We start from the raw sequence: 17,339 nt of genomic DNA, 5'->3' as shown, positions 1-17,339 counted from the left end.
TTCTTCTGAAAACTTTCTTTTAAAAACAACTTTTGACATATTGTAGCCCTCCTAATTTCATTAATATAATTGTAAATATCTAAATTAACTTTGTCCAATCCAATTAGGGGGGCTATAGGCTATTCACTCTTAACTTTTAACTAAAATAATCTGTTAGTTATTGATAAAATATTAATTTGAATTTTCTCATTTGATAAATGAATAAATTTAAGATTTAATTTGGAACCCTATAAACATAGATAAGTAGAAATTAAAAACTAATAAGGAAACTGGTATATTCCAGTTTCCTAAAATTAAAGGAGAAGCATATTATGAGTTTATTTAATCCTGTTATCATATCTATTACAGTAATGATAATTTTATGCCTTTTAAAATTAAATGTAATACTGTCATTGTTAATTTCAGCTATAGTTGCTGGAATTACAGCAAATCTAAGTGTGGGACAAACTATGTCCTTATTAATAGACGGAATGGGTGGAAATTCTGAAACAGCCCTTAGTTATTTATTGTTAGGAGCTTTGGCTGTAACAGTAAATAAAACAGGTCTTTCAACTATACTAGCTAAAAAAATATCTAAGGTAGTTAAAGAAAACAAGTTTACTTTTATATTAATTATAGCAGTTATAGCTTGTTTTTCTCAAAATCTTATTCCAGTACATATAGCCTTTATACCAATCTTAATTCCAGCACTTATACCTATTATGAATAAATTGAAAATTGATAGAAGAGCTGTTGCCTGCGCTTTAACATTTGGATTGAAAGCTCCATATATAGCGATACCATTAGGATTTGGACTTATATTTCAAAATATTATAAGAGATCAAATGATAGCTAACAATATAGAAGTTACAACTGGCATGGTAAGTAAAGTAATGTGGATACCAGGAGTGGCTATGATTATTGGACTTTTAATAGCTATATTTTTTACCTATAGAAAACCTAGAGAATATAAAAATGTAAATTTAGAAGAGTTTTCAAATGATAATGAAGATACAAAAATGACAAAGATTCACTGGACTGTATTAATGTCTGCTATAGTAGCTTTTATGGTTCAGATTTTGACAGGGTCGCTACCATTAGGTGGGTTATGTGCAATTATAGTTTTAATTGTAACAAGAACTATTAAATTTAATGAAATTGATAATTTGATGAACGGTGGAATTAAAATCATGGGTTTTATAGCCTTTGTAATGCTTGTAGCTGCTGGATATGGAAATGTATTAAGAGAAACAGGTGCTATAGAATCATTTGTTAATTCTATAGTCGTATTAGTAGGACAAAGTCAATTTCTTGGAGCATTACTAATGCTTTTAGTAGGACTTCTTATAACTATGGGAATAGGAAGTTCTTTCGGAACTATTCCAATTCTAGCAACCATATACTGTCCATTAGGACTTAAATTAGGTTTTAGTCCTTTATCTATAATTATATTAATTGGAGTTGCAGGAGCATTAGGAGATGCAGGGTCGCCAGCATCAGATAGCACTCTTGGGCCAACATCTGGACTTAATATAGATTCCCAACATGACCACATTTGGGATACCTGCGTGCCAACATTCCTTCACTATAACATACCACTATTTATATTTGGGTTAGTAGCTGCTTTGATTTTTTAATATAGGGAAAAATTATATTATAGGGATATAAGCTGAAAATTTAATTCAAATTTATTAACAAGTTTTAACCTTCAACTAGATAAAAATCATAAACAATCAACTATTCAAAGTTCTACCTCCATTACAAGAGGGACAGACGCGTTAAGGTCTATTTTACCATGCTTTAGGATAGATGCTTTTGATGATTCTAGCTTATCTTCAATACTACTCAAAGTCGGTCCCAAACATCTACGTAGCTATGCTACTTTTTTAGGACCGGTTTCAATTTCTATAAGTTTTATTGCTAAACCATTGATTTCACTCACAAAATAACTTACGGAAAATATACTTTGGTACGCCTGTCCTTCTTGTTACGGTGCTACATTTAAATAATAATCTTAGCTTAGTTTTATATCCTAAATTTAGATTTTACTATATTAAATTAAAAAGAAACTGGATTTAATCCAGTTTCCACCTCAACTTTTAACTATTACTTATTAACTCTTAACTGCTTTAGGGACTGGCTAACCCTTTTTGTTTATGGAAGTTACATTCAAAGAGTTTGTTTTATTTTATGGTGCTACATTTGTCGTGCCTGTCCCATTTGTTACGGTGTTATACTTAGATATTAATCTTTACTTGATATTTACTCCCAAACCTAAGTTTTATCTAATTCAACATACTACTTAAAGATATAAAAAATATTATTATTTACCAAAAACTATTAAATCATCAATTATTTTAAAATCATTTTTCTCATAAAACTTTTGTGCTGGATAACCTTTTTCGGTATTTAATATCATTCCGTTCATTCCTTGATTTTTAATATTTTTTTCTATTTCTTTCATGAACCAACTTCCAATACCTTTTCCCTGCATTTCATAACTAACACAAAATTGGTCAATATAATATTCCATACCTTCTATCCATGGCTTTTTCATACCAACACTTAATGCTACAATTTTGTCATCTAACATAGCTACATAACCTAGAAAGTAGTTATTATTAAAGTGATTATTGAAGAAATTAACTACTGGATCTCTTGAGTCGTAAACATCATTCCATGGTTCTTTAGAAAATGTGTTTATAAATAAATCAACACATTGATCAAGCATATGTTTTTTCATTTCTAATATAACTAAATTTTTCATTTTATTCTTACCCTCTGTTTCTTAATAAATATTTAAAATATTATAACATAATTTTGTAAATACAACAATTTTTACAAATAAAATAAATTTGAAATTAATATTCTACTGTTAGTTAACAGTTTATTTTAATTAATAGTTTTTATATGTTTAAATTAAATGTGAAATAGTGTAATCTATATTTATGTTAATATAAGGAATTTTAAAGTAATACATTTAATGTTTATATTGATTGATAGGAGATTAAAATGAAATTCAAGGAATTTGGAAATAGGGAATTACCTACCATAATATTTTTACACGGTGGAGGATTATCTTGGTGGTCTATGGAAAATTTTTAGCAGTACCAACTTACAAAATGTTTTATGGTTTAATAAAGAAAAAATGGTTTTCAAAATTACAAGGAAAAATACTAAATGTTCCTGAAGAAATGTTTGAACGTTATTATAAGGATAGTTTAAATATAACAAAAGAATCTTTAGTTAATATTACATTAAGTAATGGAAATTATATATTGAAAAATACAATTAAAAATACAAAAGCTAAGGTTCTAATTATTGTTGGAGAAAAAGAGTTAAAGATTATGAAAAAATCAGCAGAAGAACTGCATAACACTATTTCAAATAGTCATTTATATATAGTTAAAAAAATGGGACATGGGGAACTTAGTTTAGTTAATTATGAGGAATATGTTAGCCTTATTAGAAATTTTTTTGTGAAACGAATGTAGTATTTTTTAAGTGCAATAGCTTTAATTGGAATTGTATATATAAATAAACAAGTATTTACAATATAGTTTTGTAGATGTATAATGAACTTAACTTAATAAAGATTTGCTAGGGGAGCCAATAGTGGCTGAGAGGAATTTTAAGTTTCGACCCTTTGAACCTGATATGGTTAACACCAACGTAGGGAAGTAAGATAGGAAAATATTTAAATTTGAAATAAAATTATAACATATATTTTCATAAGAGCTTACCGGTTGGTAAGCTCTTTTTATATGCAAAAAACATAGCAAAACCCCATAGTAGCTTTATTAAGATGATTTTAGAAAGGAGGAATAGTGTGCTTGTAAACGGTAAAGAAAAGAATTATGAAAGCTTTTCAGTTAGTGAAATGATAAAAGATTTAGATCTTAATGCAGATAAAATTGTTGTTGAACTGAATTTAAAAATATTACCTAAGGAAGAATACGATAAAACAGTATTAAAAGAAGATGACAAAATAGAAATAGTTGCTTTTGTTGGAGGGGGATAAATGCTTATTAAGGTGAATGGAAGAAGCTTTGAAATAAGTGAAAATGTATCTATAAATAATATAAAAGGAAAAATGTATCCTAATTCAGATATGGTAATTATAAACGGGTTTCCAATAAAAGAAGATAAGATTTTAAAAGATAAAGATGAATTGACTTTTATAAAAAAGGGTGAAAAACCAAAAAAAGAAGAACTAGAAACACTAATGATTTCTAGACATACAAAAGGTGTATTTGAAAAACTAAAGAAGTCAGTAGTAGGTGTTGCAGGATTAGGTGGACTTGGTTCTAATATAGCAATATTTTTAGCAAGAATAGGAGTCGGAAGGTTAGTATTAGTAGATTTTGATGTAGTAGAGCCAAGTAATTTAAATAGACAACAATATTATATAAGGCATATAGGGATGAAAAAAACTGATGCAATTAAAGAAATTATTAAAGAAATTAATCCCTATATTTTAGTGGAAGTTGTAGATAGATATTTAGATAAAGACAATGCTATTTATACATTTAAAGATTGTGATGTTGTTATAGAAGCTTTTGATAATGCAAAGTGTAAAGCAGAGCTTGTAAATGCTATTTTACTTGATACAAATAAATATATTATCAGTGGAAATGGAATGGCAGGTAGCTTTTCATCTAATTCTATAATTACTAAAAAGATTAATAGTAGATTTTATGTTTGTGGAGATGGAGAAAATGAGGCAAAAGAAGGTTCAGGTCTTATGGCTCCAAGAGTAAGTATAGCTGGAGGTCATATGGCAAATATGGCAGTGAGAATATTATTAGGTGACAGTGAAGTGTAGAGGGGGAAATGTTGTGAATGATAAATTTATAATTGGCGGAAAAGGGTTAAATTCTAGATTATTTATTGGAACAGGTAAGTATGCATCAAATTCTATTATTCCTGAAATAGTTAAAAGTTCAGAAGCTCAAGTAATTACTATGGCAGTAAGACGAATAAATTTTGATGATAAAGAAGAAAATGTAATAAATCATATACCTAAAGATATGGTATTGCTACCAAATACATCAGGGGCAAGAAATGCAGAAGAAGCAGTGAGGATTGCTAGACTTGCAAAAGCTATGGGATGTGGAAACTGGATTAAAATAGAGGTAATAAACGATTCAAAGTATCTTTTGCCAGATAATTTAGAAACTTTAAAAGCTATAGAAATATTAGCTAAAGAAGGTTTTGTAGTTTTACCGTATATGAATCCTGACTTAGCAATGGCAAAACGAATGATAGAAGCAGGTGCGGAAGCTGTTATGCCATTAGGGGCGCCTATCGGAACCAATAGAGGTTTAAAAACAAAAGAATTGATAGAAATAATGATAGATGAATTAAATAAACCAGTGATTGTAGATGCAGGTATTGGTTTACCTTCTCATGCTTGTGAAGCAATGGAGTTGGGAGCTAGTGCAGTTCTTTTAAATACTGCAATATCATCAAGCAATAACCCTATTCTTATGGCAAGTGCCTTTAAAAAAGCTGTAGAAGCTGGAAGGGAAGCATATTTGGCTAAAGCTGGTGTTGTATCTAAATTTGGAAACGCATCATCACCTTTAACTGGATTTTTAGAGTAATGTCATTTTTAGAGGTTATAGAAAAATACGAAAAATTTAATTTTGAAGATTATTTTAATAGGGTTACAGAGGAAGATATAAAAAGGTCTATATACAAAAACAAATTAAATGAAGAGGATTTTTTAAACATAATATCGCCTAAAGGTGAAAAATATCTGGAAGAAATGGCTCAAAAAGCTCATGAAATATCTAATAGGTATTTTGGAAAAACCGTTCTTTTATATACACCATTATATATTGCTAATATGTGTGTTAACAGATGTGTTTATTGTTCTTACAATCATGATAACAATATTTTAAGAGCAAAGTTAACTATGGAAGAAATAGAAAAAGAAGCGAAGGCTATAGCTGAAGAAGGGTTTAAACATATAATTCTTTTAACTGGTGAAAGTCCTAAAGATACACCAATAGAATATTTAGTAGATGCAATAAAAGTACTTAAGGATTATTTTCCTTCAATTACATTAGAAGTACAACCATTAAGTGAAGAAGATTATAAAAAAGCTATAGAGGCAGGTGCTGATGGATTAACAGTTTACCAAGAAGTATATGATAGAGAAATATACAAGAAAGTACATTTAGGTGGTCCAAAAAGAAATTATAATTTTAGGCTTGATGCACCAGAAAGAGGTGCAAAAGCAGGTATGAGAAATATAAGTGTAAGTGCACTGTTAGGATTAAATGATTTTAGAAAAGAAGTGTTTTTAACAGCATTACATGGAAAATATATTAAAGATAATTACCCAGGAGTAGATGTAGCTTTTTCGGCACCAAGAATACGTCCTCATGCTGGAACTTTTCATGATATATATCCAGTAAGTGATAAAAACTTAGTTCAGTGTATTTTAGCATTAAGATTATTTCATAATAACTCAGTTATAAATATATCTACAAGAGAATCAGCAGGTTTTAGAGAAAAATTGATTCCACTAGGAGTTAATAAAATGTCAGCTGGCGTATTAACAGAAGTGGGAGGACACTGTAAAGACACAAAGGGCAAAGGGGAATCACAATTTTTAATAAGTGACCAAAGTAGTACAGAAGATGTGAAAAAAATGATAAAGGGATTAGGGTATCAACCAATTTTAAAAGATTGGGAAAGAATTTAGGGGGAATAAAAATGAATTATACAACACAAATGGATGCAGCTAAAAAAGGCATAATTACAAAAGAAATGGAAATAGTAGCAAAAAAAGAACAGATAGATGTACAAGCTCTAAGAGATTTAATTGCTAAAGGACAAGTAGTAATTCCAGCTAATAAAAATCATAAATCTTTAAGTCCTGAGGGTATAGGAAAAGGAATGAAAACAAAAATAAATGTTAATCTAGGAATATCAAAGGATTGTTACTTTATAGAAAAAGAAATGGAAAAGGTAAAAAAAGCAATAGAGATGAAGGCAGAGTCTATAATGGATCTTTCTAACTATGGAAAAACTGCTGAATTTAGAAGAAATCTTGTAGAGTATTCACCAGCTATTATAGGAACAGTGCCAATTTATGATGCCATTGGTTTTTATGATAAGGAATTAGATGAAATAACAGCGAAAGAATTTTTAGATGTTGTTGAAAAACATGCTAAAGATGGTGCAGATTTTGTTACAATCCACGCTGGATTAAATAAAGAAGCAGCTGATACATTTAAAAGAAATAAAAGATTAACTAATATTGTTTCAAGAGGTGGCTCATTATTATTTGCATGGATGGAAGTTAATAATAAAGAAAATCCATTTTATGAATATTATGATAGATTATTAGACATTTGTGAAGAGTATGATGTTACTTTAAGTCTTGGAGATGGATGCCGACCAGGATGTAATGCAGATTCTACTGATGCGGTTCAAATCAAGGAGTTAATAACATTAGGAGAACTTACACTAAGAGCATGGGAAAGAAATGTACAAGTTATAATTGAAGGTCCTGGACACATGACATTAGATGAAATTAAAACAAATGTGCTTTTAGAGAAAAAACTTTGTTATGATGCTCCATTTTATGTTTTAGGACCACTAGTAACAGATATAGCACCAGGTTATGACCATATTACTTCAGCAATTGGTGGAGCTATAGCAGCAGCGGCAGGAGCAGATTTTTTATGTTATGTTACACCAGCAGAGCATTTAAGATTACCTAATATAGAAGATATGAAAGAAGGTATAATTTCAACTAAAATAGCAGCTCATGCAGGAGATTTAGCTAAGGGCATTAATGGGGCTAGAGAATTAGATGACGCTATGAGCAAGGCAAGAGCAGATTTAGATTGGGATATGATGTTTAAATTAGCTTTAGATAGCGAAAAACCTAAAAGATACAGAGAAGAATCTATGCCTGAACATTCAGATACCTGCACAATGTGTGGTAAAATGTGTGCCGTTAGGAATATGAATAAGGTATTGAAGGAAAAAGAAATTGATATATTTAATAACAAATAGACAGCTTGCACAAAGTGATGAAGAGTATTTTCAAAAGATAGAAGCTGCTGTAAAATATGGCGTTTGTAGAATAATATTGCGTGAAAAAAATGTTTCTGATAATGTCTTATTAAAATATGCAAAGGCTATTACAAAAATAATAGAAAATACTAACTGTAAATTAATAATAAATTCTAATGAATTTGTATATAAAAAAGTGAAACCTTATGGAATACACTTACCTTTTGAAATGTTTTTAGGGTATGAAAAGAATAAGGATGAAATAGTAGGAGTGTCCATTCATTCTTTAGAAGAAGCAATAAAAGCAGATAAACTTGGAGCTACATATATTTTAGCATCTAATATATATGAGACAAAATGTAAGGAAGGTTTAAAAGGAAAAGGTGTAAAATTCATAGAAGAGATAAAAAAACATGTCTCTTGCAAAGTAATTGCATTAGGTGGAATAAAACAAGACAACATGAAAGAAATTTACAACTCAGGAGCTGATGGAGTTGCCATGATGAGTGCTTTTATGAAGTAACTTTATTATAAGGTTTTGTTTCAAATTTTATAATTATTATAACTAAAGTGGACAAGTTTATCTTTGTCCACTTTACTATTTAATTTCTATAGCATTTCAAGTTAACGCCTATAAAGTTTTCCAATACCTTCTTGTAAGTATTTTTTGTCCATCTATAAGGTTCTCTACTTTATCTTGAAGTACCATATCATTATTTTCCATTATTTTAGCAGAAGCATAATTATCATCATCACAAGTGATTAGAATTCTTGAAATATCCATCTCCTTTGCTTTTTCTAACGCCAGTTTAAGCATAAAAGTTCCATAGCCTTTATTCCATTCAGAATAGCGAATGCCATACCCTATATGACCACCATATTGTAGTAGTGCATCGGTGAGATTATGTCTAATGCTAATTTCCCCTATAAACAAGTCTTTCTCATCATCAACCAACCAAAAATAACTTGCCCCAACCCTATTGGGCTTTAAATTACGTTCATTTTTATAATTATCATATTTCACAAATATATCATAGGATCTTGCATCATTAAATGCATATGTTGTGACGTGATTATCCTCATATTCGTCATATGCTTCAATATATGATTTCAAATACTTTTCATTTGCTTCTATAAGTTTAATCATAACTATCCCCCCTAATTTGTATAATTTAAATTATCTAAATAATTATTTGTGAAATTTAGATTTTAGTTTCATTTCAATAAATGGTATAGGCATAATTAAAGCAACTAATCCTATTCCTACATTTACAAGACTTAAATATTGTGATTCTATAGGAATAATTAATTTTAATATAACGATAAGTATAAACAATATAATGCCTATTTTAAACCAAAGCTTACCACATAAAGTATTAGCATAATTCCACGCATCTTTTGACTCCATAGAACGGGTTGTTCTATAACCACAAACATTATTAATTTCTTTAGGTGGATTAGTATTAATTATTTTACCTAGAATTATCATTGTCACAGGTATTAATAAATCTATAAACCAGAAAAAAATCTCCATAATTCCTCCTTAACAATACATTAATTTAAATGTATAAGTATTATATTACATTTTATACCACTGAATAATAAATTCAATACTTAAACTATACACTTATACATTAAAACCAAAGTATTAGGTACTGGTTCTTTGCTTATTAGGTGATGGGAATATAGCATTTATGGAATCTATATTTAAAACAAAGAAATTAGCCGAAAATGAACCTGTCCCTCTTGTTATGGAGGTAGAATTATAAAGCATTGCTTGTATAGGAGTTTTAGTTAGCTTTTTAGAAATTAACAAAGGACAAAGGACAATCAATTAGGAATTGACATTTGATAATGGACAATTGACAATTATGGAGGAAACTGGACTACCAGTTTCTTTGAATTTAAGGGAGTAAAATTTCAGTTTAAGATATAAAATTAAACAAAAGCTATATTCAAAGTCTACAGCCGTAACAAGAAGGACAGGTTCACTTAGGTTGTACAACCATAAAAATTTCTGTACTCAATAAAACAGGTTAGATAAAATAAATTACCGAGCAAAGAACCAGTACTTGAGTTACAAAGTAGCGTATTTGTTAGGGACTGGCTTTGAACTATTATGTTAGTAATGTAAAATTAGTAGAGCATCAAATGGTAAAGAAGAAAATAAATTTACCGTGCCTGTCCCATTTGTGATGGAAGAAAAACTATAATTTATTACTTGCTAAAGAGCTTAGATAAAACTACGTTTAGTATTATTAGGAATAGAATGAGTAGTAATAACCACAACTATTAACTGGAAAAGTTTCATTCATGATGGAGCAATACTGTGAACAATCACTTGCTTAGATTGTTCACTAAGACAAAAGTATTAGGTACTGGTTCTTTGCTTATTAGGTGATGGGAATATAGCATTTATGGAATCTATATTTAAAACAAAGAAACTAGCCCAAAATGAACCTGTCCCTCTTGTAATGGTGTAAAAATTTTGGTGAATTGCTTTCTTAGATTTTTAGACAGCTTTTTAGAAATTAACAAATGCTGAAAAAGATAAAGTTTTGTAGAACAAAAAACATTACTCTACAATATAATATGTAATGATTACAATTATATATTATATAAAAATAGCTTTAAAAGTTAATTTATTAACGAAATAATATAATAAATTAAAAACCTCATTATTTTTTATAATAATATCATTATTAAAAAAATATTATAAAAAAGTATTGACGTTGACGTTACGTCATGAGTTAATATATAATTGTATAATGTTACTAAATATAAATTATTATCTTGTATTAAAAAGAGAAATTGAAAGGATTTATGCTAAATGAAAGATAATTTAAAAGAACAATTTACTGTAGGTGAGTTTGCTAAAAAAGCAGGTGTAACTTTAAGAACTTTAAGGTATTATGATAAAATTGATCTTTTAAAACCTTCTTCATATAATGAAGCTGGTCATAGATTATATAGCAAAGAAGATTTTCCTAAGTTACAAAAGATATTAACTTTAAAGTTTATTGGATTATCATTAGATGAGATAAAAGATATTATGACAGAAGATTTAAAGGATAATGATTTTAAAAAGTCTCTAAAAATACAAAAGAAAATAATTAAAGAAAAGATAAACCACGAATTTAATGTAATTCAAGCAATCGATGAAACATTAAATATGATAGAAGAAGATAAAAATTTAAATTGGAACAAGTTTATAAACATAATAAGTTTAATAAATAAGGATAATAAGTGGATGAAGCAATATAAAGATGCTTCAAATTTAAAAGCTAGAATAAACATCCATGAAAAATTTAGTATTAACGAAGAAGGTTGGATGGAATGGTTCTTTAAAGAACTACCATTAAAGGAAAATTGTAAGGTTCTAGAACTTGGCTGCGGTGATGGTAGCTTATGGGCTAAAAATTATAATAAAATACCTAAAGGTTGGGAAATTTATATAACGGATTTTTCAGAAGGTATGCTTAAAGATGCTAAGTCCAATTTGAAAGGAAAACTTAAAAGATTTCATTTTAATGTTGAAGATGCTGAGAATATTTCCTATGAAGATAAAACTTTTGATATAGTTATAGCAAACCATATGTTATATCATTTAAATGATATAGAAAAGGCTTTAGGGGAAATAAAAAGAGTTCTTAAAAAAGATGGATATATATTTGCATCTACTGTCGGAAAAAGTCATATGATGGAAATGAGAGATTTTCTATCAAAAGTTGATGAAGAAATATTAGAAGTTGAAAGTTTTAATTTGACTAATAAATTTCAAATTGAAAATGGATATGATATTCTATCAAAGGTTTTTAAAGATGTAGAAAGCAAAAGATATATGGATAATCTTAAAATAACAGAAGAAAAGGCACTAATTGATTATATAATTTCTATGGAAAGTGATATAGTCAAAAGACTTAATGAAAATAAGCTTATAGAATTAGAAAAAATACTTGAAAAAGAAAAAGAAGAAAAAGGATATATTTATATAACTAAAGATACGGGATATTTTAAAGGAAGAAAATAAAGATTTTAAATAGTATTAAAAACTTTTTAAATAGATAAAATAATAAATAAAAGGAGCGATTTTAAAATGAGTAAAAAAATACCATTTTCACCACCAGATATTACAGAAAAAGAAATAGAAAATGTAGTTGAGGTTTTAAAATCAGGATGGATTACATCTGGTCCTAAAGTTTTAGAATTTGAAGAAAAAATGAGAACTTATTGTGAATCTGAAAATGCAGTAGCATTAGGTAGTGCAACTGCTGGTATGGAGCTTATACTAAAAGTTTTTGATATAAAAGAAGGCGATGAAGTAATAACAACTCCATATACTTACACAGCAAGTGCAAGTGTTATTCTACATAGAGGAATAAAACCAAAATTTGTAGATGTTGCAAAAGACAGTTTTATAATGGATTTAGATAAATTAGAAAAAGCTATAACTGAAAAAACAAAAGCGATAATAACTGTAGATTTTGCAGGAGTTCCTGTAGATTATGATAAAGTAAGAGCTATACTTAAAAAATTAAATAGAGAAGATATATTACTTATAGCAGATTCTGCCCATTCTTTTGGTGCTTCATATAAAGGAAAAAAAGTTGGAACACAATATGATTTTCATGTATTTTCATTCCATGCAGTTAAAAATTTAACTACATCTGAAGGTGGTGGAGTAACTTTCAATAACAACCACTTACATGGAAAAGAAGATATATTCCGTGAGTTAAAATATACTTCATTACACGGACAAACAAAAGATGCATTATCTAAAATGAAAGCTGGAGCTTGGAAATATGACATAGTAACTGATGGATTTAAGTGCAATATGTCTGATTTACATGCTGCAATAGGTGTTGTTCAATTAGATAGATATGAAGGCATGTTAGAAAAGAGAAGACAAATATTTGATATTTATAATAAAGCCTTAGAAGGCAAAGACTGGGCTATAATTCCATTTTCTAAAAATGAAGAAATGGAAACATCATATCATTTATATCCTTTAAGATTAAAAGGATTTGAAGAGGATGATAGAAATAAAGTGATAGAAGAGTTAGCTAAAAAAGACATAGCAACTAATGTTCACTTTACACCACTTCCAATGTTTACACTATATAAGCAATTAGGATATAAAATAGAAGATTATCCAAATGCATATAATCAATATAAAAATGAAATAACACTTCCAGTGTATTCAACACTAGATTTGGAAGATGCAAAATATGTAGTAGAAGAACTTATCAAGGCAGTAGAATCAGTAAAATAAAATAAATATTTTTTATAAAAAAGGAGAGATATTAGTGAAAGTAGGATTTTATACTTCAAAAAGAGAATATGATGAAAAAATGGAAGAATTTAATGAAGCTATACTAAATTCAATAAGAAACGGAGTTCAAACTCTAGGTGATGATGTAAAAGCTTTTGAAAAAGAAATACAAGAATATACAGCTGCACAGCATGCTATTGGGGTAGCTTCAGGAACAGATGCATTAGTTATGGCATCAGATATATTAAATTATAAAGATGGAAATGAAATAATAACTTCACCATTTACTTTCTTAGCATCAACATCATGCTTAGCAAAACACAAAGGAAAACCAGTATTTGTAGATATAGATGAAGAAACATTTAATATAGATACTACAAAAATTGAAGAAGCAATAACTGATAAAACAGTTGGAATTCTTCCAATTCACTTATTCTGCCAAATGGCTAATATGGATGATATAATGGATATAGCTAAAAAACACAATTTATCTGTATTAGAAGATGCAGCAGAAGCTTTCGGAATGCAATGGAAAGGAAAAGGAGACACTTATAGACACGCAGGAACTATAGGTGATATGGGAATATATTCTTTCTTCCCTACAAAAACATTAGGAGCTTATGGTGATGGTGGATTAATCGTTACAAATAATGATGAACTTGCTGATTTAACAAAAATGCTTAGAGTACACGGTGCAAAAGAGAAATATCATTATGAGTATATAGGATATAACTCAAGACTTGATAACATTCAAGCAGCTGTACTACGTATAAAATTAAAATATATCAATGATTCAATTGAAAAGAGAAACAAAATACACGATTTATATGTTGAAAGATTAAAAGATATACCTGAAATAACTTTACCAAAAGTTAAAGGTGATCAAAAACCTGTTTATTATGTATTTAATGTAACATGTGATAAGAGAGATGAATTAAATCAATATTTAAAAGATAATGGAATAGGAACAAGTATATACTATCCAATACCATTACACCTTCAAAACTGCTTTAGCTATTTAGGATACAAAAAAGGAGATTTCCCAGTAGCTGAAAGAGTATCAGAAAGAATACTAGCACTTCCAATCTATCCAGAATTAAAAGAAGAAGAAGTAGAGTATGTTTGTGAAAAAATAAGAGAATTCTATAGAAAATAATAATTTTAAAATTAAGAAATAAAACTGCCTCAAAATAGACTATGAATCTATTTTGGGGCAGTTTTTTATGGGTTTAGACCTTCTGCTTTATTAATGTTAATAAGTAATCATAATTAAGTTATAAATAATTATAGGGAAACAAGCTCCAACTTAAATTTATTCAATAACCTTAAAATATTTTTATACAAGATGCAGTGTTGAATTCTAAGTAATTCGGAGCATGTCTCACTATTTTAGGTATCCAAGTGTTGAAATGGATAATTTTAAGAGTCAACTTGGAACCCTATATTAAGAGTTATTGCTAAATCTAAAAATTATTTTTTCATCTCCATCTGTTGTTTTATTAATGAATTCAGTGTAATTATTGTTAGTATAATCTTTTAATAAATTTCTCCAAAAGTTTTGTGTTGGGATATTATTCTCTGCAGGGCTTGTATGTAATTCCCATTTTCCAATAAACATATCAAAAATGTTTTTTACCGCAGCGGAAGCAACCCCTTTCCTTCTAACTGGTTCAACTACAAATAATGCATTAATAAAATAATCACTTTTTTCAAAGGAATTTGGTTTAACTTTCGATACCAAAGCATACCCAACAGGTCTATCAAAGGCATAAATAATAAATGGAAATAACTCATTAGGTTTTTTAGTCCAAGATTCTCTTTTATCACATAATTCTTGTAATGTTTTACAATTATCGTAGGAAAATACACCATATTTATTGGGAAGTTCATTGTATACTTTCGCTACATATTGTCTAAAAAGTGGAATAAAGTTTTTAATTATAAAAAAATCATTTTTATCTGCTAATTTAATAGTAATGTTCATTTTGACACCTTTTAACTTTCTTTTAAAGTATTTAACTATTATTCAATAGTTTGTATTTATAGTATACATAATTTTTGAATTAGAATTCTATTAAAAGTATAAAATAAATCAAACTTCCTTGGTTACTTGTACAATCTATTTTTAAATAAATTATATTTATTAATATTAATTTTGAAAGAATATATTGTTGACAAGGAAACAAAAATAATATAATATTATTTCCAAGGAAACAAAAATAAAAATCTTGTTTTAAAAATCAGCAAAGAGGTGATTAAAATGAATGATATAATTATAAATAAATTTAAAGAGATATATGAGAAAGAAGAATTATTAGGTAAGCTAGTTTTTAAAGGAGAATATGAAAACTACGGAATTTCAGAAATACACTGCATAGATTTAATAGGTAAAATAGAAAATCCTAATGTTACTAAAATAGCTAAAGGTATGAATATGACAAGAGGGGCAATAAGCAAGATTAGTAAAAAGCTTATAAATGCTAAGCTGATAGAAACATATAAAAAACCTAATAATGATAAGGAAATATATTTTAAATTAACAGATTTGGGTAAAAAATTATATAAACATCATGAGATAAAGCATAAAGAATGGGAAGAACGAAATGATGTGTTTTTTAAAAATGTATCAGAAAAAGAACAAGAAGTTGTAGCTAATTTCTTAATAAAGTTTAATAACTATTTAGAAGAAATAATAAAATCAAAGGGAGATATATAATATGAATTTACATTTAAAAGAATTTAATATTCCAGATAAAATACTAAAATGGGGTGATTCACAACCAGCACATCAAAGACAGCATATAGGAACACATATAGATTGCTATAATCTAACAAATATAGAATTGCCATCAGAAATAGAGACGCAAATAATAGATGTTAGAAATATAGAAGTTATAGATATTAACGTAATAGATAGTATATCTATTAAAGAAAACTCTTTTATAATTTTCAGAACAGGATATTTAGAAAAGTATGGATACGGAAGTGAAGAATATTTTAATTCTGATACAAGGCCATATTTAACTAATAAGATTGTAGATAAATTATTAGATTATAATGTAAAATTAATAGGAATTGATTTAGGTGGAATACAACATGGAAAGGACCATGTTGTAATAGATAAATATGTTGAAAATAATGGTGCTTATGTTGTTGAAAATATATGTAATTTAGATAAGGTTGGTTTAGAATTTAAAGCAAATTTAAATTGGATTCAACTTGAAGGGGCTACAGCAATACAGGTTGAAATAGAAACTATATAAGCTAATTACTTAGAAAATCTATACCTATTTCTGAAGATACTAGTATTATTTTGTATAGATAGTGAAGAAGTTAATAAAATAAAATCTTAAATAAGATTGAATAGTAAAATAGGGGATAAGTATTATCATTATCGGCTATTTAAATTTAAGAATACCTATATCTGTTGGATATAGGTATTTTTTAATATGTTTAAAATTTAATTTATATAAAAATAAAAATGATAAGTAAGATTCTTTAATTTCTACAGTCTCATAATTTATTCTAAGCAAGATTTTATATAATCAACGGATACATCCATTCTGATAGCAGTTTCTTCAATTGATAGACCACTATTTAAAAATCTTTTGACAACCATTATAATATTTTCTCCTACTTCAATAATATGTTTATCAGGATCATAAAAACGAATAACACGCTGTCCCCAAGAATGTTCTACAATAGTATGAACATAGTTAATACCTTCAATACTATTTATTTTTTGAATAAAGCCATCAAAGTCATCCTCTTCAAAATATAACTCTGCTACATTTCCACCAAAAAAAAATTCACTATCTTGTTTGTGAATAAAATTCGACCAAGTATCTTTTGTTTGTAATGCAATCCCACCTGTTAAAGTTACATTTGCACCAAAATCAACAACAACTTCTAAACCAAGCACCTTATAGTAAAATTGTTTTGATTTTTCCATATCCGAAACAACTATCATTGGATTTAAGAATTTCATTGTACTCCTCCTTGTTTTAAATTTATTTTATATTATAAAAAATACGGTTAGCATTATTAGTGA

Annotated in this window: 18 protein-coding genes and 1 riboswitch; of the genes, 13 read left to right on the top strand and 5 right to left on the bottom strand. The window is 27.9% G+C overall.

All coding sequences use genetic code 11. The features are described 5' to 3' along the window. Positions 1–311 precede the first annotated feature (311 nt). Complete coding sequence (locus KQI36_RS15490; protein ID WP_216451684.1) at positions 312–1,616, top strand: Na+/H+ antiporter family protein; 1,305 nt, start codon at positions 312–314, stop codon at positions 1,614–1,616. A gap of 686 nt (positions 1,617–2,302) precedes the next feature. Here KQI36_RS15490 and KQI36_RS15485 read toward each other — a convergent pair. After that, positions 2,303–2,746: a GNAT family N-acetyltransferase gene (locus tag KQI36_RS15485; protein ID WP_216451683.1), complete on the bottom strand. Its 444-nt coding sequence runs from the start codon at positions 2,744–2,746 to the stop codon at positions 2,303–2,305. A 316-nt stretch (positions 2,747–3,062) separates the two neighbouring features. Between KQI36_RS15485 and KQI36_RS15480 the strand changes: the two genes are divergently transcribed. The 7 genes from KQI36_RS15480 to KQI36_RS15450 all read left to right on the top strand — a co-directional run bounded on the left by KQI36_RS15480 (position 3,063) and on the right by KQI36_RS15450 (position 8,539). After that, positions 3,063–3,473 (top strand): alpha/beta hydrolase family protein, encoded by a 411-nt coding sequence (locus KQI36_RS15480; RefSeq protein ID WP_244991619.1) that lies wholly within the window; start codon positions 3,063–3,065, stop codon positions 3,471–3,473. Between the two features lie 98 nt (positions 3,474–3,571). After that, positions 3,572–3,675, top strand: a riboswitch (TPP riboswitch). A gap of 133 nt (positions 3,676–3,808) precedes the next feature. After that, positions 3,809–4,000, top strand: coding sequence for a sulfur carrier protein ThiS (gene thiS, locus KQI36_RS15475; protein WP_342357400.1), 192 nt, complete (start codon positions 3,809–3,811; stop codon positions 3,998–4,000). Beyond that, positions 4,001–4,804: a sulfur carrier protein ThiS adenylyltransferase ThiF gene (gene thiF, locus KQI36_RS15470; protein WP_216451681.1), complete on the top strand. Its 804-nt coding sequence runs from the start codon at positions 4,001–4,003 to the stop codon at positions 4,802–4,804. A gap of 13 nt (positions 4,805–4,817) precedes the next feature. Then, positions 4,818–5,585 (top strand): thiazole synthase, encoded by a 768-nt coding sequence (locus tag KQI36_RS15465; protein WP_216451680.1) that lies wholly within the window; start codon positions 4,818–4,820, stop codon positions 5,583–5,585. Continuing rightward, positions 5,585–6,694 carry a 2-iminoacetate synthase ThiH gene (gene thiH / locus KQI36_RS15460; protein WP_216451679.1) on the top strand — a complete coding sequence of 370 codons (1,110 nt, stop codon included), beginning with the start codon at positions 5,585–5,587 and terminating at the stop codon, positions 6,692–6,694. Before KQI36_RS15465 ends, thiH begins: the two co-directional genes overlap by 1 nt. An 11-nt stretch (positions 6,695–6,705) precedes the next feature. After that, positions 6,706–8,016, top strand: a complete 1,311-nt coding sequence (thiC, locus tag KQI36_RS15455) for a phosphomethylpyrimidine synthase ThiC (protein WP_216451678.1) — start codon at positions 6,706–6,708, stop codon at positions 8,014–8,016. Then, positions 7,994–8,539, top strand: coding sequence for a thiamine phosphate synthase (locus tag KQI36_RS15450; RefSeq protein ID WP_244991618.1), 546 nt, complete (start codon positions 7,994–7,996; stop codon positions 8,537–8,539). The genes thiC and KQI36_RS15450 overlap by 23 nt, the downstream gene beginning before the upstream one ends. Positions 8,540–8,647: 108 nt before the next feature. Here KQI36_RS15450 and KQI36_RS15445 read toward each other — a convergent pair whose 3' ends face one another. Beyond that, positions 8,648–9,163 carry a GNAT family N-acetyltransferase gene (locus KQI36_RS15445; RefSeq protein WP_216451677.1) on the bottom strand — a complete coding sequence of 172 codons (516 nt, stop codon included), beginning with the start codon at positions 9,161–9,163 and terminating at the stop codon, positions 8,648–8,650. 42 nt (positions 9,164–9,205) lie between these two features. Beyond that, positions 9,206–9,550: an SdpI family protein gene (locus tag KQI36_RS15440; RefSeq protein ID WP_216451676.1), complete on the bottom strand. Its 345-nt coding sequence runs from the start codon at positions 9,548–9,550 to the stop codon at positions 9,206–9,208. Between the two features lie 1,296 nt (positions 9,551–10,846). On the opposite strand from KQI36_RS15440, the gene KQI36_RS15435 reads away from it, so the two are divergent. The 3 genes from KQI36_RS15435 to KQI36_RS15425 all read left to right on the top strand — a co-directional run bounded on the left by KQI36_RS15435 (position 10,847) and on the right by KQI36_RS15425 (position 14,444). Next, positions 10,847–12,046 (top strand): MerR family transcriptional regulator, encoded by a 1,200-nt coding sequence (locus KQI36_RS15435; protein WP_061994594.1) that lies wholly within the window; start codon positions 10,847–10,849, stop codon positions 12,044–12,046. Positions 12,047–12,112: 66 nt separating this feature from the next. Then, positions 12,113–13,288, top strand: a complete 1,176-nt coding sequence (locus KQI36_RS15430; RefSeq protein WP_061994595.1) for a DegT/DnrJ/EryC1/StrS family aminotransferase — start codon at positions 12,113–12,115, stop codon at positions 13,286–13,288. A gap of 34 nt (positions 13,289–13,322) precedes the next feature. After that, positions 13,323–14,444, top strand: coding sequence for a DegT/DnrJ/EryC1/StrS family aminotransferase (locus KQI36_RS15425; RefSeq protein ID WP_216451675.1), 1,122 nt, complete (start codon positions 13,323–13,325; stop codon positions 14,442–14,444). Between the two features lie 288 nt (positions 14,445–14,732). On the opposite strand, the gene KQI36_RS15420 is transcribed toward KQI36_RS15425, so the two are convergent. Next, positions 14,733–15,272: a GNAT family N-acetyltransferase gene (locus KQI36_RS15420; protein WP_216451674.1), complete on the bottom strand. Its 540-nt coding sequence runs from the start codon at positions 15,270–15,272 to the stop codon at positions 14,733–14,735. A gap of 276 nt (positions 15,273–15,548) precedes the next feature. Between KQI36_RS15420 and KQI36_RS15415 the strand changes: the two genes are divergently transcribed. Together KQI36_RS15415 and KQI36_RS15410 are read left to right on the top strand one after the other, a co-directional pair. Then, on the top strand, positions 15,549–16,004 hold the full coding sequence (locus KQI36_RS15415; protein WP_216451673.1) for a MarR family transcriptional regulator: 456 nt from the start codon (positions 15,549–15,551) through the stop codon (positions 16,002–16,004). A gap of 1 nt (position 16,005) precedes the next feature. Continuing rightward, positions 16,006–16,551: a cyclase family protein gene (locus tag KQI36_RS15410; RefSeq protein WP_216451672.1), complete on the top strand. Its 546-nt coding sequence runs from the start codon at positions 16,006–16,008 to the stop codon at positions 16,549–16,551. Positions 16,552–16,808: 257 nt separating this feature from the next. Here the strand turns inward: KQI36_RS15410 and KQI36_RS15405 are convergent, their stop codons facing one another. After that, complete coding sequence (locus tag KQI36_RS15405; RefSeq protein ID WP_216451671.1) at positions 16,809–17,276, bottom strand: VOC family protein; 468 nt, start codon at positions 17,274–17,276, stop codon at positions 16,809–16,811. Positions 17,277–17,339: the final 63 nt, after the last annotated feature.

Source organism: Clostridium senegalense, assembly GCF_018916625.1.
GTDB lineage: Bacteria > Bacillota > Clostridia > Clostridiales > Clostridiaceae > Clostridium_J > Clostridium_J senegalense.
Note: the sequence above shows the minus strand (reverse complement) of the source record. Positions and strands in the feature narration are given on the sequence as shown.

Coding starts and splice junctions, on each gene's coding strand:
- KQI36_RS15405 (WP_216451671.1), bottom strand. CDS start 17,276: ATGAAATTCTTAAATCCAATGATAGTTGTTTCGGATATGGAAAAATCA.
- thiF (WP_216451681.1), top strand. CDS start 4,001: ATGCTTATTAAGGTGAATGGAAGAAGCTTTGAAATAAGTGAAAATGTA.
- KQI36_RS15485 (WP_216451683.1), bottom strand. CDS start 2,746: ATGAAAAATTTAGTTATATTAGAAATGAAAAAACATATGCTTGATCAA.
- KQI36_RS15445 (WP_216451677.1), bottom strand. CDS start 9,163: ATGATTAAACTTATAGAAGCAAATGAAAAGTATTTGAAATCATATATT.
- KQI36_RS15430 (WP_061994595.1), top strand. CDS start 12,113: ATGAGTAAAAAAATACCATTTTCACCACCAGATATTACAGAAAAAGAA.
- KQI36_RS15410 (WP_216451672.1), top strand. CDS start 16,006: ATGAATTTACATTTAAAAGAATTTAATATTCCAGATAAAATACTAAAA.
- KQI36_RS15420 (WP_216451674.1), bottom strand. CDS start 15,272: ATGAACATTACTATTAAATTAGCAGATAAAAATGATTTTTTTATAATT.
- KQI36_RS15490 (WP_216451684.1), top strand. CDS start 312: ATGAGTTTATTTAATCCTGTTATCATATCTATTACAGTAATGATAATT.
- KQI36_RS15435 (WP_061994594.1), top strand. CDS start 10,847: ATGAAAGATAATTTAAAAGAACAATTTACTGTAGGTGAGTTTGCTAAA.
- KQI36_RS15415 (WP_216451673.1), top strand. CDS start 15,549: ATGAATGATATAATTATAAATAAATTTAAAGAGATATATGAGAAAGAA.
- KQI36_RS15440 (WP_216451676.1), bottom strand. CDS start 9,550: ATGGAGATTTTTTTCTGGTTTATAGATTTATTAATACCTGTGACAATG.
- thiH (WP_216451679.1), top strand. CDS start 5,585: ATGTCATTTTTAGAGGTTATAGAAAAATACGAAAAATTTAATTTTGAA.
- thiC (WP_216451678.1), top strand. CDS start 6,706: ATGAATTATACAACACAAATGGATGCAGCTAAAAAAGGCATAATTACA.